This window comes from Polynucleobacter sp. MWH-Svant-W18 (assembly GCF_018687495.1).
Classification (GTDB): Bacteria; Pseudomonadota; Gammaproteobacteria; order Burkholderiales; family Burkholderiaceae; genus Polynucleobacter.
Window position 1 is genome coordinate 1,466,249 of record NZ_CP061293.1, and the last position, 19,918, is coordinate 1,486,166.

The window sequence follows — 19,918 nt, forward strand, 5'->3', positions numbered from 1 at the left end:
TGGCTAAAATGATTCTTATGAATATGGTGACCCCACCCCCCGATTTAGCAGCGATTAGCGCGCTTCAGTCCAAACTGGTCTCAGCCCTTCGCCCTATCCTCCCCGAATATGCATTGCTTTGGGAGCCTGAAGACACGATTCCTTATGAATGCGATGGCTTGGCTGCCTATAGACGTATGCCTTTGGCGGTTGCCCTCCCAGAAACCGAAGAGCAAGTTGCTCAGATTCTCAAAATTTGCTTTGCCATGCAAATTCCAGTTGTCCCACGGGGATCTGGTACTGGCTTGTCTGGCGGGGCAATGCCAATTTCGCAAGGCTTGGTTTTATCGCTAGCTAAGTTAAAGAAAATCTTGAGTATTGATCCGTTCACCAGAACGGCCGTGGTGCAACCGGGTGTGCGCAATCTTGCCATCTCCGAAGCAGTTGCACATTTAGGCCTCTATTACGCTCCCGATCCTTCATCACAAATTGCTTGCTCCATTGGCGGCAACGTGAATGAAAACTCCGGTGGCGTACATTGTCTTAAATATGGTTTGACCCTACACAATGTCTTACGTGTTCGTGGTGTGTTGATGAATGGTGAGATTGTTGAGTTTGGTAGCTTAGCGCCTGACTCCCCAGGTTTAGATTTACTTGCGATCTTGATGGGTAGTGAAGGCATGCTAGCAGTAGTGACTGAAGTTACTGTGAAGTTAGTAGCAAAGCCAAAGTTGGCACGAGTCATCATGGCGAGCTTTGACGATATTGAAAAGGGTGGTAATGCCGTGGCTGCAATCATTGCGGCAGGCATCATTCCTGCTGGCCTAGAAATGATGGATAAAGCCACTACGCGTGCAGTAGAAGAATTTGTTCACGCAGGTTATGACTTAGATGCGGCTGCAATCTTGCTCTGTGAATCAGACGGTACCCCAGAAGAGGTTGCCGAAGAAATCGAGCGCATGACTAAGGTCCTTGAGCAAGCAGGTGCCAGCGGTATTCAAATCTCAAAAGATGAAGGTGAGCGACTAAAATTTTGGAGTGGCCGCAAAAATGCCTTTCCTGCGGCAGGCCGTTTAGCGCCAGACTATTACTGCATGGATGGCACTATCCCAAGAAGACATATTGCAACTTTGCTAAAGCGCATTGCTGGCATGGAAGAGAAATACGGTCTGGGTTGTTTAAATGTGTTTCATGCTGGTGATGGCAATATGCATCCACTCATTTTGTTTAATGGCGCGGATCAAGAAGAATGGCATCGCGCTGAAGAGTTTGGTACAGAAATTTTAGAAGCCTGTGTTGAACTCGGTGGCACCATCACCGGTGAACATGGAGTAGGTATCGAAAAGATCAACTCAATGTGCGTACAGTTTGGAGAGGGTGAGCGCGAAACTTTTTGGGGCGTGAAGGGTGCTTTTGATCCAGAAAAGCTACTCAACCCTGATAAGGCGATTCCCACACTCACTCGTTGTGCTGAGTACGGCCGGATGCGCATCAGCGGAGGCAAACTGCCACATCCTGAGTTGGAGCGCTTCTAATGACTGCCTCTAACCCAACGATTAATGCATTTCGGGAGCAAATTCTCGATGCGGCCAAAAATAATACCGTTCTCTCAATTCAGGGTGGCGGTACAAAATCTTGGTACGGTAATCCGAACACCTATAACAAGCTAGATACCCGCAGCTACTCTGGTATTTTGGAATACCAACCAGAGGAGCTGGTGATTACCGCTTGTGCTGGCACTCCATTGCGGGAAATTGAAGCCGCACTCGCAGAAAAAAATCAGGTGCTTGCTTTTGAGCCACCACACTTTGGTGAGCACGCTACTTTTGGCGGTGCAATTGCAGCAGGCTTGGCGGGCCCAGGTCGAATCAGTGTCGGAAATTTTCGTGACTTCGTATTGGGTGCTCGAATTCTGGATGGCAAAGGTCAAGATCTTTCTTTTGGCGGCAAGGTTATGAAAAACGTTGCCGGCTATGATGTGTCGCGCTTACTGCCAGGCTCCATGGGCACACTCTCTCTACTTTTAGAGGCATCAGTTAAGGTTCTGCCTAAGCCAGCAGCTATCGCAACCCTGCAATGCGCCATTTCCCAAAAAAATGCATTGAAGGTATTAAACGAGTGGGCTGGCCAACCTCTGCCGATATCTGCAAGCTGTTGGATTGGTAATGCCAATGATGAAGGTCAATTGATGATTCGCTTAGCTGGAGCTGCGGCCGCAGTCAAAGCCGCAATTCCGCTAATGAGCTCCCTCGTCATCGCCACCGAAGTGGATCCGAATGTTGCAACCACTTTTTGGAATGACTTACGCGAGCACAAACTGTCTTATTTTGCAGGCCTTTCTCCAGATCAAACTCTATATCGCTTAGCACTTCCTGCTGCATGTGGAACGCTAACGATTCCAGATGCAAGTAAAGATGTGCTACTTGAGTGGCATGGCCAACAACGCTGGATCAAAGCTCCCGGCGATGAAAAGACATTTGCCGCTATCAAACAACTCGCTACAAATCATGGTGGACATGCCACTCGCTTTAGGCAAGGCGCAAACGTTGACCCAAGCTTTCAACGCTTTACATTATTGAGCGAGCAAGCCCATTCCAATGCCCTAGTCACAGTGCAAGAACGCTTAAGATCCGCTTTTGATCCGGCTGGTGTCTTTGCCACTAAACGTCTTCCTTAAGTATTTTTATGCAAACTCAACTCGCCCCGCAATTCGCTAATACCCCCGAAGGGATTGAAGCTGCTCGCATCCTTGGTAAATGTGTTCACTGTGGCTTTTGTACTGCCACCTGCCCTACCTACCAACTCTTAGGCGATGAACTAGATGGCCCGCGTGGTCGCATCTACCTGATCAAGCAGATGGCTGAAGGCCAAGCACCTACAGAAAAAACTCGCCAGCATTTAGACCGTTGCCTTACCTGCCGAAATTGTGAGAGCACTTGTCCCAGTGGCGTTCAATACGGCAACCTAGTAGATATCGGACGCAAATGGGCTGAAGAAAATACGCCAGCTCGCCCTATCGGGGAGCGCTTAACGCGTTGGGCCTTAATTGAAGGCTTATCTAAGCCTGCTTTGTTTAACTCAGCAATGACACTTGGTCGTCTTGTACGCCCTTTAATGCCCAGCAGTATTCAGCGCAAAATTCCTGAAGCTAAAAATAAAGCCTTGAGCAAATCAACAGATCCTTACGCTAGGCCAAGTACTGTACATGCTCGCAAGATGCTCATCCTGGAGGGTTGCGTTCAACCTGGCATGCTGCCGAATATCAATTCAGCAACTGCACGTGTTTTAGATGCGTTAAAGATTCAACTCATCAGCGCACCTAATGCGACTTGTTGCGGAGCATTGCGTTACCACCTAAATGATCAAGCAGGCGGACTAGAAAATGCCAAGCAAAATATTGATGCTTGGTGGCCTTTAGTAGAAAGCGGCGTTGAAGCAATCATCATGACGGCATCTGGCTGCGGCGTAATGGTCAAAGATTACGGCCACCTGTTTGCCAACGATCCTGCTTATAGCTTAAAGGCTAAGAAGATTTCGGGACTTACCAAAGATATCTCTGAAATCCTGCCAACCCTCCAGGAAGAACTCATTGAGCTCATTGGAACCGATCAGAAACCGGGGGTTGTCTATCACCCGCCCTGCACTTTGCAACATGGACAGCAAGTCCGTGGCAAGGTTGAGGGCTTGTTAACGAGCATTGGTATTGGCGTCCGCCTATGTGCAGACAGCCACCTATGCTGTGGATCAGCAGGCACTTATTCTGTAACCCAACCAGAACTCTCTGAGCAACTTCGCAAAAATAAGCTTCATCACCTGAATACCGCTTGCGAAGAATCTGATGCTCAATTTATCGTCTCTGGAAATATTGGCTGCATCACCCATTTACAACAAGAAGATACCCCGGTACTTCATTGGATTGAACTTGTCGATCAACTCATCAGCAAATCTCCCAAGACCCGATGAATTCGATAGTTGTTAATCTCATGCAAGTCAAGCAACGCATTGAACTTGCAGCCCTATCAGCAAAGCGAGAACCTGAAGATATTGAGCTTCTCGCAGTCAGCAAAACTTTTCCAGCAGCTGCAATTGAAGAGGCAATGCATGCAGGACAATCGGCCTTTGGTGAAAACTATGTGCAGGAAGCTGTTGAAAAGATTACTCAACTTGCTAAATTGCGTCCGTGGTTGGTATGGCACTTCATTGGACCACTCCAGAGCAATAAAACGAGAGAAGTAGCTGAGCATTTTGATTGGGTGCACAGCGTTGACCGTCTGAAAATTGCCGAACGCTTATCAACGCAACGCGGTGAGTTTCCAGCGCTAGCCGAACTGCAGGTCTGCGTGCAGGTCAATGTCAGTCAAGAGGATAGTAAAAGTGGAGTGCCTCTTGATCAAGTGGAATCTCTTTGCGATGCGATTGCCAAATTACCCAATATCGTGCTTCGCGGGCTCATGGCTATTCCCGCACCAAATCCTGATCCAAATCAACAGCGCGCAGCATTTTCTCAGGTACGTGCCTGCTTTAAGCATATTCAAGCCAGCAGATTTACCGATCCCCGCTTTCAATTCTTTGACACCCTATCTATGGGGATGTCAGATGATTTAGAGGCTGCCATTGCAGAAGGCAGCACCATGGTTCGAATAGGAACTGCTATTTTTGGGAAGCGCGATAAGATTAACAAATGAGTACAAGTCAAAACACCCAAAACCTGAGCCAAGTTCACATCACCTTTATTGGTGGTGGCAATATGGGACGAGCCCTCATTAGCGGTCTCATCTCCAACGAATTTCATGCAAACCAGATCTCCGTAGTGGAAGCCAATCCAGCTACTGCTTTAAAGCTCAATGAAGATTTCGGCGTACAAAGTATCAGCGCTTTAGAACACCTTGCTTTTGACTTCTCTAAGAACAATGTCGTAGTAATGGCAATCAAGCCTCAAGACTTTAACGTTGTTGCAAAAAGTCTCGCTGACAAACTAAAGCATGCCTCTGCTCCGAGTCCCCTTATTCTCAGTATTGCCGCAGGAATTCGTGTACAAGACATGAGTCGCTGGCTTGACCACACGCGATGTGTCCGCGCTATGCCTAACACCCCTGCACTCATTGGTAAAGGTATCACTGGCTTATTTGCGGATGCTGTAGTGAATCTATCTGATCGTACTTTGGCACAGACTATCTGCAATGCAGTTGGTCAAAGTATTTGGGTAGATGAAGAAAATCTGATGGATGCAGTCACTGCCATATCCGGTAGTGGTCCTGCTTATGTATTTGCTTTTTTAGAAGCGCTGCAGTCTGCTGGAGAAAAACTCGGCTTAGATGCTGAAAGTGCCCGCAAACTTGCGTATGCAACCCTTGAAGGTGCAACCCAACTTGCACATAACTCCGATGAGCATGCTGGGGTGTTGCGTGAGCGGGTGACCTCTAAAGGCGGCACTACTGCAGCAGCGCTAGAAGTGATGAAGCAGCAAGGCTGGCATGGGATTTTAGAAAAAGCCATTGATGCGGCAAGCGAACGAAGCAAAGCAATGGGTGATGAATTAGGTAGAAGCTAATTCAGCGCTAAACCCAACACGATCCCTAGAAACAAAAACCCACCAAGCCAGCTGTTATGGCGAAAAGCCCGAAAGCATTCATCTCTTTGACGTGTAGAGATGAGTTTGAGGTGATAAACAGCGCAAGCTAAAGCTGCAAACCAGCCAATCAAGAAATAATTATTAAGATTAGCTAGTTGCGCCACCCAGATTTGACTGATGAATAAGGCGGCATAGCAAATTGCAATCGCCATCACATCATGCTTACCAAATGTAATTGCCGATGTGCGTAAACCCAGACGTAAATCATCCTCTCGATCCACCATCGCATATGCGGTGTCATAGGCTATCGCCCAAAAAATATTCCCAACAAACAAAATCCATGCTTCAAACGGAATCGAATTCTGAATAGCGGCATAAGCCATGGGAATACCGAAACCAAATGCAATACCCAGCACGGCTTGAGGCATGGCAAAGAATCGCTTCGTAAAGGGATAAATAAAAGCAACAGCTAATGCCAAAAAAGAGAGTTTCTTGGTATACGCATTGAGTGGCTGAATGAGCAAAAACGCAATCGCTGCCAATACAACAGCAACCAGTACCGCTTCTTTTCCAGAAACTTTTCCACTGGTTACGGGGCGTCCCTGTGTTCTTTGCACATGACGATCGAAATCACGATCAGCGTAATCATTGATTGCACACCCAGCACTTCGCATTAAAAAAGTACCCACTACAAAAATCGATAGGATCTTGGTATCCGGGAACCCACCACTTGCCAGCCAAAGCGCCCATAATGTGGGCCAAAGAAGCAATAGCGTACCAATTGGCTTGTCTAAGCGAATTAGGTAAGCATACGAGGTAAGTCGGTCTTTGAATCTCATAAGCTCATTATCAGGCCTTCAGAAATTCAGCACGTGATCCAAGCCATCGCTCCAGATGGCGTTCAACTAAATCTGCATGCTCAGCGAGTAAGCGATCAGCAGCCTTCTGAGCCAATTCAATCAACCAGGCATCCCGTTGTAGATCTACAAAACGCAACATCGCATCACCAGATTGTTTTGCCCCGAGTAATTCACCTGGACCCCGAAGCGAAAGATCTCGCTCAGCAATCACAAAACCATCCGAGACCTCACGCAAGGTTTGCAGACGTTCTTTGGCAGCCATGGATAAGGGCTCTGCATACATCAAAAGACATACTGAATCAGCCGATCCACGCCCTACGCGCCCTCTCAACTGGTGAATTTGAGCATAACCAAAACGCTCAGCATGCTCAATCACCATCAGCGCAGCATTGGGCACGTCTACCCCGACCTCAATAACGGTGGTTGCCACTAAGAGTTGAATTTCATTGGCCTTAAATGCAGCCATCACCGCTGCTTTTTCTTCTGCTTTTAAACGACCGTGAACTAAGCCGACCTTAAAGCCAGGTAAAGCTTGTGTAAGCTGCTCAAAACTTTCGACTGCTGTTTGCAACTGGAGTGCTTCAGACTCTTCAATCAATGGACAAACCCAATATGCTTGCAATCCTTTAGCTAGCCAACTTTGTAAACCGCCAATGACCTCGTCACGGCGGCTGGATTTAATCACCTTGGTAGCGATGGGCTTTCTTCCGGGAGGTAGTTCATCAATCACAGAAACATCAAGATCGGCGTAATACGTCATAGCTAAAGTCCGCGGAATCGGTGTTGCAGACATCATGAGTTGATGGCAATAAAACAATTCAGATCCGAGTCGTTGCTGAATCTCTAAACGCTGCCTCACTCCAAAACGATGTTGCTCATCAATTACCGCTAATCCTAGCTTCGCAAAACTCACGCTTTCTTGGATGAGTGCATGGGTGCCTACGATGAGTTGTGCAGTACCGCTCTCAATCATTTCTTGAGCCAATTTTTTATCTTTAGCCTTAAGACTTCCAGACAGCCAAGCGATCTGCACACCTAATGGCGCAAACCATTCCTTCATCTTGAGGTAGTGTTGTTCGGCTAAGATCTCCGTCGGCGCCATAACAGCTGCTTGATAGCCATGATCCATAACGCGTGCAGCGGCTAAAGCGGCCACCACAGTCTTACCACTACCTACATCGCCCTGTAAGAGACGATTCATCGGAAAGGATTGTTCTAGATCTTTCCCGATCTCTGACCAAACGCGATCTTGTGCAGCAGTCAATTTAAAGGGAAGCACTTTCAGTAGGCTTGCCTCTAGGCTTTTATCGTTACGAGGCTTTGTAAAGCTCGGGGCATGACGCTCTCTTCGAATCGCATGTGCGCGCTTTAATGAAATTTGCTGCGCGAGCAATTCTTCAAACTGAACACGCCGCCAGGCTGGATGAGTTCTTTCTAGTAGAGCCTGAGTATTTGCATCGGAAGGGGGTTGATGCAGATACTGAATGGCAGCTTGCAAACTAGGCCAATCATTGCTTGGAAGCAATTCTTGCATCAAGGCAGCAGGAAGAAACTCTGCCAAACTGTCTCGTAAACTTGGGTCACGCAATGCTTGTGCAACTGCCTTACGAATCACTGTCTGTGAAATACCAGCGCTCGCTGGATAAACCGGGGTTAAGCTCGTTGGCAGTGGCGCATCAACTGCAACAGCTTTCACTGTAGGATGAACCATTTCTGGGCCTTGAAATCCTTCGCGCACTTCGCCGCGAACCCGAATATGGGTGCCAACTGCCATTTGCTTTTGCTGACTTGGATAGAAGTTCAGGAAGCGGAGCTGCAAAGTGCCGGTGTCATCCTCAATTGTGACCAACATCTGTCGCCTGGGTCTAAATAAAACCTGATTACGAATGACGACACCTTGGGTTTGGGCTGAACTGAACCGGCCCTGGTTTAATGCCTCTTCGATGGTGAATAACTCTGTCTCATCCTCATATCGAGAAGGAAGATGCAAGGCAAGGGCCATTGGGCTGTCTAAACCCATCTTTTGGAGTGTGCTTGGCGTTGGTTTGGTAGTCATCGTTAAAATCCAATACCTGATGGTAATGCTATGCAACTCTCCGACTTCAATTACGAACTTCCTGCCGATCTAATTGCCCAGCACCCACTGGCCAATCGAACTGATAGCCGCCTTTTAGAGGTCAAGGCTGACGGGCCTGGTCACGCGGTATTACTTGATCGCCAGTTTAAGGACATCCTTGGCCTTATCAAACCTGGGGATTTACTAGTCTTTAATGACACTAAGGTTATTCCGGCACGACTCCATGGCAATAAAGAGACTGGGGGTAATGTTGAGTTACTGATCGAGCGCATTAGCGGAGATAAACAAGCCTGGGTCCAAATTAGAGCGTCAAAGGTTCCTAAAACAGGTTCCATTGTTCACATTCACAATCCAGCAGGAGAGTCTTTTCCAGTAGAAATGATTGGCTACGATGGGCGTTTTTACGAAGTTCGCTTTCCAGAAAATGTATTTGCCTTGCTGGAAAGATTTGGTGAACTGCCACTTCCACCCTATATCGAACACCGCCCTGATGGTGAGGATGCGCAACGCTATCAAACGGTAGTAGCTAAAAATCCTGGGGCGGTCGCAGCACCCACTGCAGGACTTCATTTTGATCAATCCATTCTGCAGGAATTAAAGAATCTAGGAGTCCAGCAGGCTACAGTTACGCTTCATGTGGGTGCTGGCACCTTTACCCCAGTCCGCGAGGAAGATCTCTCTAAGCATAAGATGCACTATGAGTGGTTCTCCATTCCAGAAGCAACCTTGCAAGCAATTAAAGAAACGAAAAGCCGGGGTGGACGAGTGATTGCCGTGGGTACAACTAGCCTCAGAGCCCTAGAGAGCCAGGCTATCAGCCAACAAAGTAGCGGGGAGACCAACCTCTTTATTACCCCTGGCTTTCAGTTTAAAACTGTGGATTGTTTGCTCACAAACTTTCATCTGCCAAAATCTACTCTGTTAATGCTGGTAAGCGCCTTTGCGGGGATGCACAATATCCGCGCTGCCTATCAACACGCCATTGCTCAAAAGTATCGTTTCTTTAGCTACGGAGATGCGATGTTTTTATCCCGACTTGAGAATACAAAGCCATGACCAAACCTGTCCACTTTAATATTTTGGCCCGCGACTCACAAAGCCCTGCTCGCCTTGGTCAACTTGATCTTCCACATGGCAGCGTGCAAACACCGATTTTTATGCCCGTCGGAACCTATGGCACTGTGAAGGCAATGACTCCACGTGATCTGCATGAAGCCAAGGCGCAAATTATTTTAGGGAATACGTTCCATCTGTGGTTGCGCCCAGGTTTAGACGTGATTCAAAAGCATGGTGGTCTGCATCGTTTTATGGGATGGGATAAGCCAATCCTAACTGACTCTGGAGGCTTTCAAGTTTTTAGCCTGGGAGCACTACGAAAGATTTCAGAAGAGGGTGTGACTTTTGCTTCCCCGATTAATGGTGACAAACTTTTTATGTCTCCAGAGGTCTCAATGGAAATTCAAGCGGTATTAAATAGTGATATCGCTATGCAGTTTGATGAATGCACCCCATATGAAATGAAGGGACAACCCACCTCAGAGAAAACTGCACGTGCCTCTTTGGAGATGTCTTTGCGTTGGGGTGATCGCTCCCTGAAACGCTTTCGGGAACTCAATACCGGCAATGGTCTCTTTGGTATCGTCCAGGGCGGCATGTTTGAAAATCTCCGTGAATTTTCTTTAGATGCTGTTAGCCAGCAGGGTTTTGATGGAATTGCAATTGGCGGTCTTTCCGTTGGAGAACCCAAGCCTGAATTTGAACGTATTTTGAACTTCACAGCCCCTAAGCTACCTGAACATATGCCCCATTACCTGATGGGGGTGGGAACCCCCGAGGACTTGATTTTGGGGGTGAGTTTGGGGATAGATATGTTTGATTGCGTGATGCCTACCCGCAATGCGCGCAATGGTTGGCTCTTCACACGCTTTGGCGATCTGAAGCTTCGTAATTCTGGCTATAAGGACGATGATCGCCCTGTTGACCCGACCTGTGCTTGCTATACCTGTCAAAACTTCACTAGGTCCTATTTAAACCACCTACAAAAGGCCAATGAGATCCTAGGATCACAACTCAATACCATCCACAACCTGTCTTACTACCTTCAATTAATGACCGAGGTGAGGGAAGCCTTGAGCAAAGATCGTTTTAGCGCGTATCGAGAAGAATTTCATACCAATCGCCAACGTGGGGTTGAGCCTGGGCAGGATTAATAGCCCCATAAGGGGATAGAGCCTGAAAACCGCTCCGTAGCCCCATACAGTTTAGAATTGCGGGTTTAGGGCTTTACTTAAAAGCCTAAAACTAAAGCAGTTTCCAAATAGTCTTTAACGGAGGTTTTATATGTGGATTAGTAACGCTTTTGCCCAAGCTCCAGCTGCGGGCGCAGATTCTGGTGGCCTGATGAGCTTTCTCCCATTAATTTTGATGTTTGCAGTTTTGTACTTCATCATGATTCGCCCACAAATGAAGCGTCAAAAAGAAGCTAAAGCGATGCTAGAAGCATTAGCTGTTGGCGATGAAGTAGTCACCGTTGGCGGCATCATGGGCAAAGTATCTGCATTAAAAGATCAAGTAGTTACTGTTGAAATTGCAGCTGGTACTGAAGTGCAATTGCAAAAGGGTGCAATTACTACTGTGTTGCCAAAAGGCACTCTGAAGTCTGCTTAATCTCTTTGCTTAAAAGTTACTGCATATGAATCGCTACCCACTCTGGAAATATATAGTTATTGCCATTGCTTTATTAATTGGCGGACTATATTCATTACCCAATTTCTATGGTGAGGCACCAGCAGTTCAAATCTCGTCCGCCAAACCAACCATCAAGGTTGATTTGGCGACGCAAGCTCGTGTAGAAAAGATTTTGGCCGAGGCTGACATCAGCAACACCGGCGTTTTCTTTGAGAACGCCGCCAATGTAGGCTCTATCAAAATTCGTTTTAGTAATACAGACACCCAGCTCCGCGCCCGTGATCTGCTGCAACAAAAAATCAATACCGATCAAAATGATCCAAACTTTACCGTTGCATTAAATCTCTTATCAAACACTCCAGACTGGTTGCATGCGATCAATGCCCTACCGATGCCTTTGGGTCTTGATCTGCGCGGCGGGGTGTACTTCTTATTACAAGTAGATATGAAGGGTGCCGTCCAGAAGAAAGTGACGTCCCTCGCAGCTGATATTCGCGCCCAATTGCGCGATAAAAATATCCGCCATCAAGGTATTGAGCGCGGCGCAGACAATATCACCATTAATTTTGGTAATACTTCGGATGCAGATGCTGCTCGCGCTGTATTAATGACCTCTCAACCTGAACTCATTTGGCAAGTTAAACCTACCGGCTTATCACCTAAATTGGTTGGCGAATTTAAACCTACGGCTTTGAAAGAAATTCAGGATAACGCGGTTAAACAAAATATCATTACCTTAAACAAGCGGGTAAATGAGTTAGCAGTTAAAGAACCGGTCATTCAACAACAAGGTGCCGAACGTATCGTGGTGCAATTGCCTGGTGTTCAAGATACCGCTCGCGCGAAAGACATTATTGGACGAACAGCAACTCTAGAGTCCCGCCTCGCAGATCCTATCGTTTCGACCATTAATGTTGGTGAAACTCCTCCACCCGGCATGGACACCTTCCGCTTCGGAGAAAACCGTTTAGGGGTTTTCAAAAAATCAGTCATCTTTAGTGGCGAAAGCATTACTGATGCGAGTGCTGGCTTTGATCAAAATCAACGCCCTGCTGTGAATATCTCACTTGATGCTGCTGGCGGAAGAGTCATGCAAGAAGTCACACGCGAGAATATTGGCAAGCCCATGGGTATGATTTTGTTTGAAAAAGGCAAAGGCGAAGTTTTGACAATTGCCACCATTCAAGGTGAGTTCGGCTCCAAGTTCCAAATTACTGGCCAACCAACTACTGCTAGTGCGAATGACTTAGCACTCTTACTCCGTGCAGGCTCATTAGCAGCCCCGATGGAAATCATTGAAGAGCGCACTATTGGCCCAAGTTTAGGTGCTGAGAATATTGAAAAAGGCTTTAAGTCTCTTTTAATCGGCTTTGCAGCCATTGCTATTTTTATGATTGCCTACTATTTGCTGTTTGGCACTTTCTCGGTAGTCGCTCTTGCCGTCAACCTACTACTACTGATCTCCGTACTATCGATGTTGCAGGCAACTCTGACCTTGCCTGGAATTGCTGCGATGGCTTTAGCGCTCGGTATGGCGATTGACTCAAACGTTTTAATTAATGAGCGTATACGTGAAGAACTACGCAATGGAGCATCGCCTCAAACTGCTATCGCCGTTGGCTTTGATAAGGCTTGGGCAACTATTTTGGATTCCAACGTCACTACCTTAATTGCCGGCCTTGCCTTATTGGCTTTTGGTTCGGGCCCAATCAAAGGATTTGCGGTTGTGCATTGCCTGGGTATTTTGACTTCGATGTTCTCGGCTGTCTTCTTCTCGCGTGGCCTTGTTAACCTTTGGTACGGCAGACACAAGAAGATTCAAAAACTCGCTATTGGCCAAGTTTGGCGCCCCCAGGAGAAATAAGCTATGGAATTTTTCCGCATCAAAAAAGATATTCCTTTCATGCGCCATGCGTTGGTGCTCAATGCGATTTCTTTCATTACTTTTTTAGCTGCAGTATTTTTCCTATGGCACAACGGCTTACATCTCTCCATCGAATTTACTGGCGGTACAGTGATGGAGGTCAGCTACCCCCAAACTGCGCCACTAGATTCGATCCGTGCTAAGGTCGAGAAACTGGGTTATGCAGATACCCAAATCCAAAACTTTGGTAGCTCACGTGATGTCATGATTCGCCTGCCATTGCAAAAAGATGCTGCAGGCAAAATGATCTCCTCTGCGGATCAAAGCGCAGCAGTAATGCAGGCCCTTGAACCAGCAAGCTCAGGCGCAAAACTTCAACGAGTTGAGTTTGTGGGACCGCAAGTTGGTCAAGAACTCGCCATGGATGGCCTAAAAGCACTGATATTTGTGATTATTGGCATTGTTGTTTACCTTTCCTTCCGCTTTGAGTGGAAGTTTGCAGTAGCCGGCATCATTGCGAACTTGCATGACGTGGTAATCATCCTTGGTTTCTTTGCTTTTTTCCAGTGGGAGTTCTCACTCTCCGTCCTGGCTGCAGTGCTTGCTGTCTTGGGATACTCTGTAAATGAATCTGTGGTGATCTTTGACCGAATTCGCGAGAACTTCCGCAAGTACCACAAGATGAATACTCGCGAGATTATCGATAACGCAATTACCAGCACCATTAGCCGTACAGTAATTACTCACGGCAGTACTGAAATGATGGTGTTAGCCATGTTGATATTTGGCGGTCCAACTCTCTTCTACTTCGCCCTAGCACTAACAATTGGTATTTTGTTTGGTATCTATTCTTCAGTATTCGTTGCAGCAGCCTTGGCAATGTGGCTAGGTGTAACGCGTGAGGACTTGGTGAAGGGTGATAAAAAGCCTGACGACAACGCTCGTAATGATGACCCCAACTACGGGGCAAGGGTTTGAAACACCCTAACTGAGAGAGAAATTCTGTTGCTCAAGGTCAACTAAGATTCTTTTAGTTGCACCTTGATGTTCGATTGAATAGGCCTTAGCAGCCGCACTCATCTTGCCAAGCTCAGCGGTATTTAAAAGCAAGTTTTTCAGAGCCTCCATCAAAGCAATTGAGTCACCTAGTAATAAGTCGCCCTGAATCCGCTTTGCAGCACCTGCTGTCAGGGCATCTAAAGCGGCCTGTTGAAAGTTATAGGTGTGCTCCCCTAGAAGAACGGGGCAGCCTGCAGCACAAGCCTCAATAAGATTCTGTCCACCAAAAGGCAGGAGACTGCCGCCCATTAAAACCAAATCAGCCGCGCTGTAGTACATGGGCATCTCGCCCATTGAATCGCCTAGGATGACATCCACACTGCTGCAATCTTTTGGAACCCCAGTCCACTCGCTACGACGGCGAAATGCTAAGCCTGCATCCTGAATCTGGTCAGCAACCTCAGTAAATCTTTCTGGGTGACGTGGCACGATGCAAAGTAATGGCGCAAGTTCAAATGTATTACTCGATAACAAATCTTTCCAAGCCTTGAGGATGATGGCCTCTTCTCCATCACGGGTACTAGCAGCGCACACCATCATTCGATTGCTTGCATGTAAATCTTGTTGCCATAATTGTCCTTGGGCAACTAACTGAGGATCAAGCGGCACGTCAAATTTGAGATTGCCAACAATGCTGACATTGCGCACACCAAGACTGCGATATCGCTGCGCATCAAAATCGGTTTGCGCCAAAATTCCTTTAAACGCCTGAAATAATGCGCGACCTGCCTTACCAAAACGATTTACACGCCGTGCACTACGTTCAGAAAGGCGCGCGTTTACTAGAAACAAAGGCAATCTAAGATCCGCACAACGAAAGACTACCGTTGGCCATGCTTCAGTTTCCATAAAGAGGCCAAGCTTAGGTTTAAAAGACTTCAGAAAATTCTCTACAGACCAACACAAGTCGTAAGGCAAATACACCTGATGGATTTGACCCGCAGCAATTTCTTTACCAAACAACTGCCTTCCGGTGCGGCGACCATTTAAAGTCATATGTGTCAATAAAATGGTTTCGCCACTGGCAAGATAGGCTTCAATTAATGGTTGAGCCGCCCTAGTCTCACCAACAGATACCGCATGAATCCAAATAGACCCCTGCTGAATTGGTTTGTCATAGCCAAAGCCAAGTCGCTCTGGAATGTGGTGCATGTATGCAAAAGAATGGCGAGCGCGCCAAGCCAAGCGGATAAATGCTAATGGCAATAATAGATGCCACAGCAGTTGATAAGCAGTAAACCAGATTAGAGGTCGTGCCCCGTAATCTGAGTCAGTGCGTACACTCACTTTTTAAGGCGCTCTGTCAGTTCAACTGCCTTGCCTAGATAGGAAGACGGCGTCATCTCCAGCAAGCGTGCTTTTGCATCTTCTGGAATCTTGAGCCCTCGAATAAAAGTTTGTAGATCTGCTTGGTTAATTCCTTTACCGCGAGTCAATTCTTTTAGCTGCTCATAGGGATTTTCAATGCCATAACGACGCATCACTGTTTGTACTGGTTCTGCTAATACTTCCCAGCACGCATCCAAGTCTGCAGCAATCGCGGCATGATTGACCTCCAACTTACCAAGACCACGAAGAGCGCTGTCATAAGCTAATACGCTATGGCCAAATGCAGGACCTAAATTCCGTAATACTGTGGAATCCGTGAGATCACGCTGCCAGCGAGAGATTGGTAATTTTTCCGCAAGGTGGCGTAACAATGCGTTAGCAATGCCCAAGTTACCTTCAGAGTTTTCAAAGTCAATCGGATTTACTTTGTGAGGCATAGTAGACGAACCAATCTCACCGGCTTTAGTGCGTTGCTTGAAGTATCCAATAGAAATATAAGCCCAAAAATCTCGGTCCATATCTAAGAGAATGGTATTTGCACGGGCAATAGCATCGAATAACTGAGCCATGCCATCGTGTGGCTCAATTTGAATCGTATAAGGATTAAATGTTAAGCCTAGACGTTTCTCAACGACATTCTTAGAAAAGCTCTCCCAATCAAAATCTGGGTATGCAGATAAGTGCGCATTGTAGTTACCCACTGCACCATTCATCTTTCCCAATAAAGGAACAGCAGCAATAGATTCAATTGCGTGCTCAAGACGTTTTGCAATATTGGCGATTTCTTTACCGAGAGTGCTTGGAGAAGCAGGTTGGCCATGCGTACGAGAGAGCAAAGGTACTTTGGCGTTCTCAAGAGCCAGCTCAGTTAAGACTGAAAGCACTTTGTTTAGTTGAGGTAAAAGCACTTCATCCCGCGCGCCGCGCAACATCAAACCATGTGAAGTGTTATTGATATCTTCAGAGGTGCAAGCAAAATGAATGAACTCACTTGCTTTTAACAAATCAGGACGCCCTGCTACTTTTTCTTTTAAGAAATATTCAACCGCTTTGACATCGTGATTTGTGACAGCTTCAATATCTTTAATGCGCTGCGCATCCACATCTGAAAAGTTTTCTGGAAGCGCGAGCAAGAAAGCTTCATCAGCAGCATTAATTTTCGGCACATCAGGAAGGCCGGCAGCGGCTAAGGCTAATAGCCAATGAATCTCTACAAACACTCGCTGGCGCATAAAAGCTGCCTCAGAAAGCCAAGGGCGCAGGGCATCAAGTTTGCCGGCATAGCGGCCATCTAAAGGGGAGAGGGCATTGAGGGTGGAAAGCGGCTGACTCACGAATATTGCCTTTGCATTGAATATGTCAATAAAACCCAATTTTAATGCGTTCCCGGATCGAGCAAACCCCCTTTAGGATGGCTATACTGTGCCCATGAAACTCATCGGATCCCTTACCAGCCCCTATGTACGCAAAGTACGCATTGTTTTTTCAGAGAAAAAGGTCGATGTTGACCTGGAACTCGAGAATGTATGGGCAGCTGACAGCAAAATCACCAATTCCAACCCCCTAGGGAAGGTTCCTTGCCTCATTTTGGAGGATGGGGAAGCTATTTATGATTCCCGGGTCATTGCCGAATATGCAGATGCCTTAAGCCCTGTTAGTAAGCTCATTCCTGGCGATAACCGTGAACGGGCTTCAGTCAAAACCTGGGAAACATTGGCTGACGGCATCATGGACGCCGGCATTTTGGCTCGTCTTGAGCGCACTTGGCGTCCAGCTGAGCAACAAAGCTCGGCTTGGGTTGATCGTCAAATGGGCAAAATTGATGATGCGCTAGAAGAAATGTCTGAAAAGCTTGCTGAAAATACTTGGTGTCACGGCAATCAAATCACCTTAGCAGATATTGCAACAGGTTGTGCGCTGGGATATTTATTATTCCGCTTTCCAGATGTGAAATGGCAAGCTAAACACCTGAACTTAGATCGTCTTTATCAAAAGTTGCTGCAAAGACCTTCATTTATTGAAACTGAACCACCTGCGGCATAAATTAGTTTTCAAACTACTGATGGGATTAGGCGGAAATAATTCCGCCGCCTAAACAAATATCACCATCGTAGAGAACCGCTGACTGTCCTGGAGTGACTGCCCATTGAGCCTCTGGAAAACTTAATCCAAATTGCAAAGGGGCATCCGCTAAGTTGAATGTGCAAGCGGAATCCGCTTGGCGATAACGTGTCTTTGCAGAGTAACTTCCGGAATCTGGTGCTACGCCTGCAATCCAACTTGCGTCCATCGCCTCTAACCTATTAGCCAGCAACCATGGGTGTTCATGACCTTGAGCCACATATAAAGTGTTATTGGCCATGTCCTTACGCGCCACATACCAAGCATCCCCATTCCCATCTTGACTGCCACCCAAGCCAATACCTTTGCGTTGACCTAAGGTAAAAAATGCTAAGCCCATATGTTCACCCACAGTCTTGCCTTCAGGTGTTTTAATCGGACCAGGTGTGCGTGGTAAATATCGGTTTAGGAATTCTCTGAACGGGCGCTCCCCAATAAAACAAATACCGGTGCTATCTTTTTTGCGCGCATTGTGTAAACCAATTTTTTCAGCAATCTTACGCACTTCTGTTTTCGGAATCTCTCCCAAAGGAAACATCACATTAGCCAACTGTTGCTGCGTTAGACGGTGTAAAAAATAGCTTTGATCTTTAGTTGCGTCTATTGCTTTCAATAATTGTGCCTTGCCATCTTCATGGCGTACTCTTGCATAGTGCCCAGTAGCAATCGCATCAGCACCTAAACTCATTGCGTGATCTAAGAAGGCCTTGAATTTAATTTCTGCATTACACAAGACATCCGGATTTGGAGTTCGCCCTGCAGCGTACTCGCGTAAAAAGTCCGCAAAGACGCGTTCGCGATACTCAGCAGCAAAATTGACTGCCTCAACATCAATCCCAATTAAATCGGCCACTGAGACAACATCCAGCCAATCTTGGCGTGCGGAGCAATATTCATCGTTATCGTCATCTTCCCAATTTTTCATGAAAAGGCCTACTACCTCATAGCCCTGCTCCTTGAGCATCCAGGCTGCTACCGACGAATCAACCCCTCCAGACATGCCAATAACGACTTTCATGGGGTTTGTAGGTGGTATTGAGGAAGAATTGAGCTGGATCATCAAAAAATGCGAAAATTCACTATAAGCTAACAGTCCATATTGTAAAAGTCTTAGCCTGATTTAGCTGGTAATTAGCCAAAAACTCTGCAAGTGGACATGAAGGTCAGTAAATGGGTGCAACTAAGCCCATTTAACTAAAATAGATTTTTTGAAAAATTTTGCTTTTGGAGACATGCCATGCGCATAGGAGTGCCACTGGAAACTAGGCCCGGGGAAACTCGAGTTGCTGCCACACCAGAAACCGTTAAAAAACTGATTGGCCAAGGCCACACTGTTGTCATCCAAAAAGATGCTGGCGTACAAGCAAGTCAGCCCGACTCTGCTTATGCAGCTGTTGGTGCCACAATTGGCACTGCAGCGGATGCCTTTGGTGCTGAAATTGTTCTGAAGGTCCGTGCGCCAGAGGCCGCTGAGCTGAAACAAATTCAATCTGGTAGCGTGCTGATTGGCATGCTCGATCCATTTGATAATGACAACATCGCAGCAATGGCGGCCCAAGGTATTACTGCGTTCTCACTAGAAGCTGCACCTCGCACCACTCGTGCACAAAGTATGGACGTCTTGTCATCACAAGCAAACATTGCTGGTTACAAAGCAGTGATGATTGCGGCTAATGAATATCAACGCTTTATGCCGATGCTCATGACTGCAGCCGGTACAGTTAAAGCTGCGCGCGTCTTGATTCTGGGAGCAGGTGTAGCGGGTTTGCAAGCGATTGCTACCGCTAAGCGTCTTGGCGCTGTGATTGAAGCATCTGATGTCCGTCCGGCTGCGAAAGAACAAATTGAGTCTCTTGGCGCTAAGTTTGTTGATGTTCCTTACGAAACTGATGAAGAGCGTGAGATTGCTCAAGGTGTTGGTGGCTATGCCCGCCCTATGCCAGAGGCCTGGATGAAACGTCAAGCCACCTTGGTTGCCGAGCGCGCACAGCAAGCAGATATCGTCATTACCACCGCCTTGATTCCTGGTCGTAAACCGCCAGTTCTTTTACACAGCGACACCGTAGCCAATATGAAACCTGGCTCTATAGTGATTGATATTGCCGCTGGTCGTGGTGACAATGGTTCTGGTAACTGCCCTTTGACTCAAGCAGACAAAGTTGTGGACATCAATGGCGTGAAAATTGTGGGCTACACCAATTTAGCTAGCATGGTTGCCGCTGATGCATCCGCACTTTATGCACGGAACTTAATCGATTTCATGAAATTGATTATTGATAAAGAAGCGAAGTTAGTCATTCCAACTGATGACGACATTGTTACTGCCTGCTTAATGTGCCGTGATGGCCAAGCCGTCCGTAAAAACTAAT

General features: G+C 46.9%; 17 protein-coding genes. 12 read left to right on the plus strand and 5 right to left on the minus strand.

What is annotated here, in order from left to right; translation table 11 throughout:
- Positions 1–8 precede the first annotated feature (8 nt).
- The 5 genes from C2757_RS07355 to proC are packed head-to-tail and all read left to right on the plus strand — an operon-like array spanning position 9 to position 5,530.
- The gene (locus C2757_RS07355) at positions 9–1,514 is read left to right on the plus strand and encodes an FAD-linked oxidase C-terminal domain-containing protein (protein ID WP_251366729.1); all 1,506 of its coding nucleotides are present in this window, start codon (positions 9–11) and stop codon (positions 1,512–1,514) included.
- Entirely contained in the window at positions 1,514–2,656 is a 1,143-nt protein-coding gene (gene glcE, locus C2757_RS07360) for a glycolate oxidase subunit GlcE (RefSeq protein ID WP_215373909.1), read from the plus strand. Before C2757_RS07355 ends, glcE begins: the two co-directional genes overlap by 1 nt.
- An 8-nt stretch (positions 2,657–2,664) precedes the next feature.
- Positions 2,665–3,942 (plus strand): glycolate oxidase subunit GlcF, encoded by a 1,278-nt coding sequence (glcF, locus tag C2757_RS07365; RefSeq protein ID WP_215373911.1) that lies wholly within the window; start codon positions 2,665–2,667, stop codon positions 3,940–3,942.
- On the plus strand, positions 3,939–4,664 hold the full coding sequence (locus C2757_RS07370; protein ID WP_215373913.1) for a YggS family pyridoxal phosphate-dependent enzyme: 726 nt from the start codon (positions 3,939–3,941) through the stop codon (positions 4,662–4,664). The genes glcF and C2757_RS07370 overlap by 4 nt, the downstream gene beginning before the upstream one ends.
- On the plus strand, positions 4,661–5,530 hold the full coding sequence (proC, locus tag C2757_RS07375) for a pyrroline-5-carboxylate reductase (protein ID WP_215373914.1): 870 nt from the start codon (positions 4,661–4,663) through the stop codon (positions 5,528–5,530). Before C2757_RS07370 ends, proC begins: the two co-directional genes overlap by 4 nt.
- Here the strand turns inward: proC and ubiA are convergent.
- Positions 5,527–6,390, minus strand: a complete 864-nt coding sequence (ubiA, locus tag C2757_RS07380; RefSeq protein ID WP_215373916.1) for a 4-hydroxybenzoate octaprenyltransferase — start codon at positions 6,388–6,390, stop codon at positions 5,527–5,529. The genes proC and ubiA overlap by 4 nt on opposite strands.
- A 10-nt stretch (positions 6,391–6,400) precedes the next feature.
- Positions 6,401–8,467 (minus strand): ATP-dependent DNA helicase RecG, encoded by a 2,067-nt coding sequence (gene recG / locus C2757_RS07385; protein ID WP_215373918.1) that lies wholly within the window; start codon positions 8,465–8,467, stop codon positions 6,401–6,403.
- A 30-nt stretch (positions 8,468–8,497) separates the two neighbouring features.
- On the opposite strand from recG, the gene queA reads away from it, so the two are divergent.
- The 5 genes from queA (at position 8,498) to secF (ending at position 14,018) form a co-directional block, all read left to right on the plus strand.
- Entirely contained in the window at positions 8,498–9,544 is a 1,047-nt protein-coding gene (gene queA, locus C2757_RS07390) for a tRNA preQ1(34) S-adenosylmethionine ribosyltransferase-isomerase QueA (protein ID WP_215373919.1), read from the plus strand.
- Entirely contained in the window at positions 9,541–10,698 is a 1,158-nt protein-coding gene (gene tgt, locus C2757_RS07395; RefSeq protein ID WP_215373921.1) for a tRNA guanosine(34) transglycosylase Tgt, read from the plus strand. Before queA ends, tgt begins: the two co-directional genes overlap by 4 nt.
- 130 nt (positions 10,699–10,828) lie before the next feature.
- A complete protein-coding gene (gene yajC / locus C2757_RS07400) occupies positions 10,829–11,155 on the plus strand; it encodes a preprotein translocase subunit YajC (RefSeq protein WP_215373923.1) in 327 nt (108 codons plus the stop codon).
- Positions 11,156–11,180: 25 nt separating this feature from the next.
- The gene (gene secD / locus C2757_RS07405) at positions 11,181–13,040 is read left to right on the plus strand and encodes a protein translocase subunit SecD (RefSeq protein WP_215373924.1); all 1,860 of its coding nucleotides are present in this window, start codon (positions 11,181–11,183) and stop codon (positions 13,038–13,040) included.
- Positions 13,041–13,043: 3 nt separating this feature from the next.
- A complete protein-coding gene (secF, locus tag C2757_RS07410) occupies positions 13,044–14,018 on the plus strand; it encodes a protein translocase subunit SecF (RefSeq protein WP_215373926.1) in 975 nt (324 codons plus the stop codon).
- 6 nt (positions 14,019–14,024) lie between these two features.
- Here secF and C2757_RS07415 read toward each other — a convergent pair whose 3' ends face one another.
- Positions 14,025–15,386: a 3-deoxy-D-manno-octulosonic acid transferase gene (locus tag C2757_RS07415; protein ID WP_215373928.1), complete on the minus strand. Its 1,362-nt coding sequence runs from the start codon at positions 15,384–15,386 to the stop codon at positions 14,025–14,027.
- Complete coding sequence (gene purB, locus C2757_RS07420; protein WP_215373929.1) at positions 15,383–16,762, minus strand: adenylosuccinate lyase; 1,380 nt, start codon at positions 16,760–16,762, stop codon at positions 15,383–15,385. Before purB ends, C2757_RS07415 begins: the two co-directional genes overlap by 4 nt.
- Before the next feature lie 94 nt (positions 16,763–16,856).
- On the opposite strand from purB, the gene C2757_RS07425 reads away from it, so the two are divergent.
- A complete protein-coding gene (locus C2757_RS07425) occupies positions 16,857–17,471 on the plus strand; it encodes a glutathione S-transferase (RefSeq protein ID WP_215373931.1) in 615 nt (204 codons plus the stop codon).
- A 25-nt stretch (positions 17,472–17,496) separates the two neighbouring features.
- Here the strand turns inward: C2757_RS07425 and mnmA are convergent, their stop codons facing one another.
- Positions 17,497–18,567: a tRNA 2-thiouridine(34) synthase MnmA gene (gene mnmA / locus C2757_RS07430; RefSeq protein ID WP_251366730.1), complete on the minus strand. Its 1,071-nt coding sequence runs from the start codon at positions 18,565–18,567 to the stop codon at positions 17,497–17,499.
- 219 nt (positions 18,568–18,786) lie between these two features.
- On the opposite strand from mnmA, the gene C2757_RS07435 reads away from it, so the two are divergent.
- The gene (locus tag C2757_RS07435; protein WP_215373935.1) at positions 18,787–19,917 is read left to right on the plus strand and encodes a Re/Si-specific NAD(P)(+) transhydrogenase subunit alpha; all 1,131 of its coding nucleotides are present in this window, start codon (positions 18,787–18,789) and stop codon (positions 19,915–19,917) included.
- The last annotated feature ends 1 nt before the right edge of the window (position 19,918 follow it).

What these genes read in the sequence shown, in the direction of transcription:
- C2757_RS07355 (WP_251366729.1), top strand. Translation starts at nt 9, where the DNA reads ATGATTCTTATGAATATGGTGACCCCACCCCCCGATTTAGCAGCGATT.
- glcE (WP_215373909.1), top strand. Translation starts at nt 1,514, where the DNA reads ATGACTGCCTCTAACCCAACGATTAATGCATTTCGGGAGCAAATTCTC.
- glcF (WP_215373911.1), top strand. Translation starts at nt 2,665, where the DNA reads ATGCAAACTCAACTCGCCCCGCAATTCGCTAATACCCCCGAAGGGATT.
- C2757_RS07370 (WP_215373913.1), top strand. Translation starts at nt 3,939, where the DNA reads ATGAATTCGATAGTTGTTAATCTCATGCAAGTCAAGCAACGCATTGAA.
- proC (WP_215373914.1), top strand. Translation starts at nt 4,661, where the DNA reads ATGAGTACAAGTCAAAACACCCAAAACCTGAGCCAAGTTCACATCACC.
- ubiA (WP_215373916.1), bottom strand. Translation starts at nt 6,390, where the DNA reads ATGAGATTCAAAGACCGACTTACCTCGTATGCTTACCTAATTCGCTTA.
- recG (WP_215373918.1), bottom strand. Translation starts at nt 8,467, where the DNA reads ATGACTACCAAACCAACGCCAAGCACACTCCAAAAGATGGGTTTAGAC.
- queA (WP_215373919.1), top strand. Translation starts at nt 8,498, where the DNA reads ATGCAACTCTCCGACTTCAATTACGAACTTCCTGCCGATCTAATTGCC.
- tgt (WP_215373921.1), top strand. Translation starts at nt 9,541, where the DNA reads ATGACCAAACCTGTCCACTTTAATATTTTGGCCCGCGACTCACAAAGC.
- yajC (WP_215373923.1), top strand. Translation starts at nt 10,829, where the DNA reads ATGTGGATTAGTAACGCTTTTGCCCAAGCTCCAGCTGCGGGCGCAGAT.
- secD (WP_215373924.1), top strand. Translation starts at nt 11,181, where the DNA reads ATGAATCGCTACCCACTCTGGAAATATATAGTTATTGCCATTGCTTTA.
- secF (WP_215373926.1), top strand. Translation starts at nt 13,044, where the DNA reads ATGGAATTTTTCCGCATCAAAAAAGATATTCCTTTCATGCGCCATGCG.
- C2757_RS07425 (WP_215373931.1), top strand. Translation starts at nt 16,857, where the DNA reads ATGAAACTCATCGGATCCCTTACCAGCCCCTATGTACGCAAAGTACGC.
- mnmA (WP_251366730.1), bottom strand. Translation starts at nt 18,567, where the DNA reads ATGAAAGTCGTTATTGGCATGTCTGGAGGGGTTGATTCGTCGGTAGCA.
- C2757_RS07435 (WP_215373935.1), top strand. Translation starts at nt 18,787, where the DNA reads ATGCGCATAGGAGTGCCACTGGAAACTAGGCCCGGGGAAACTCGAGTT.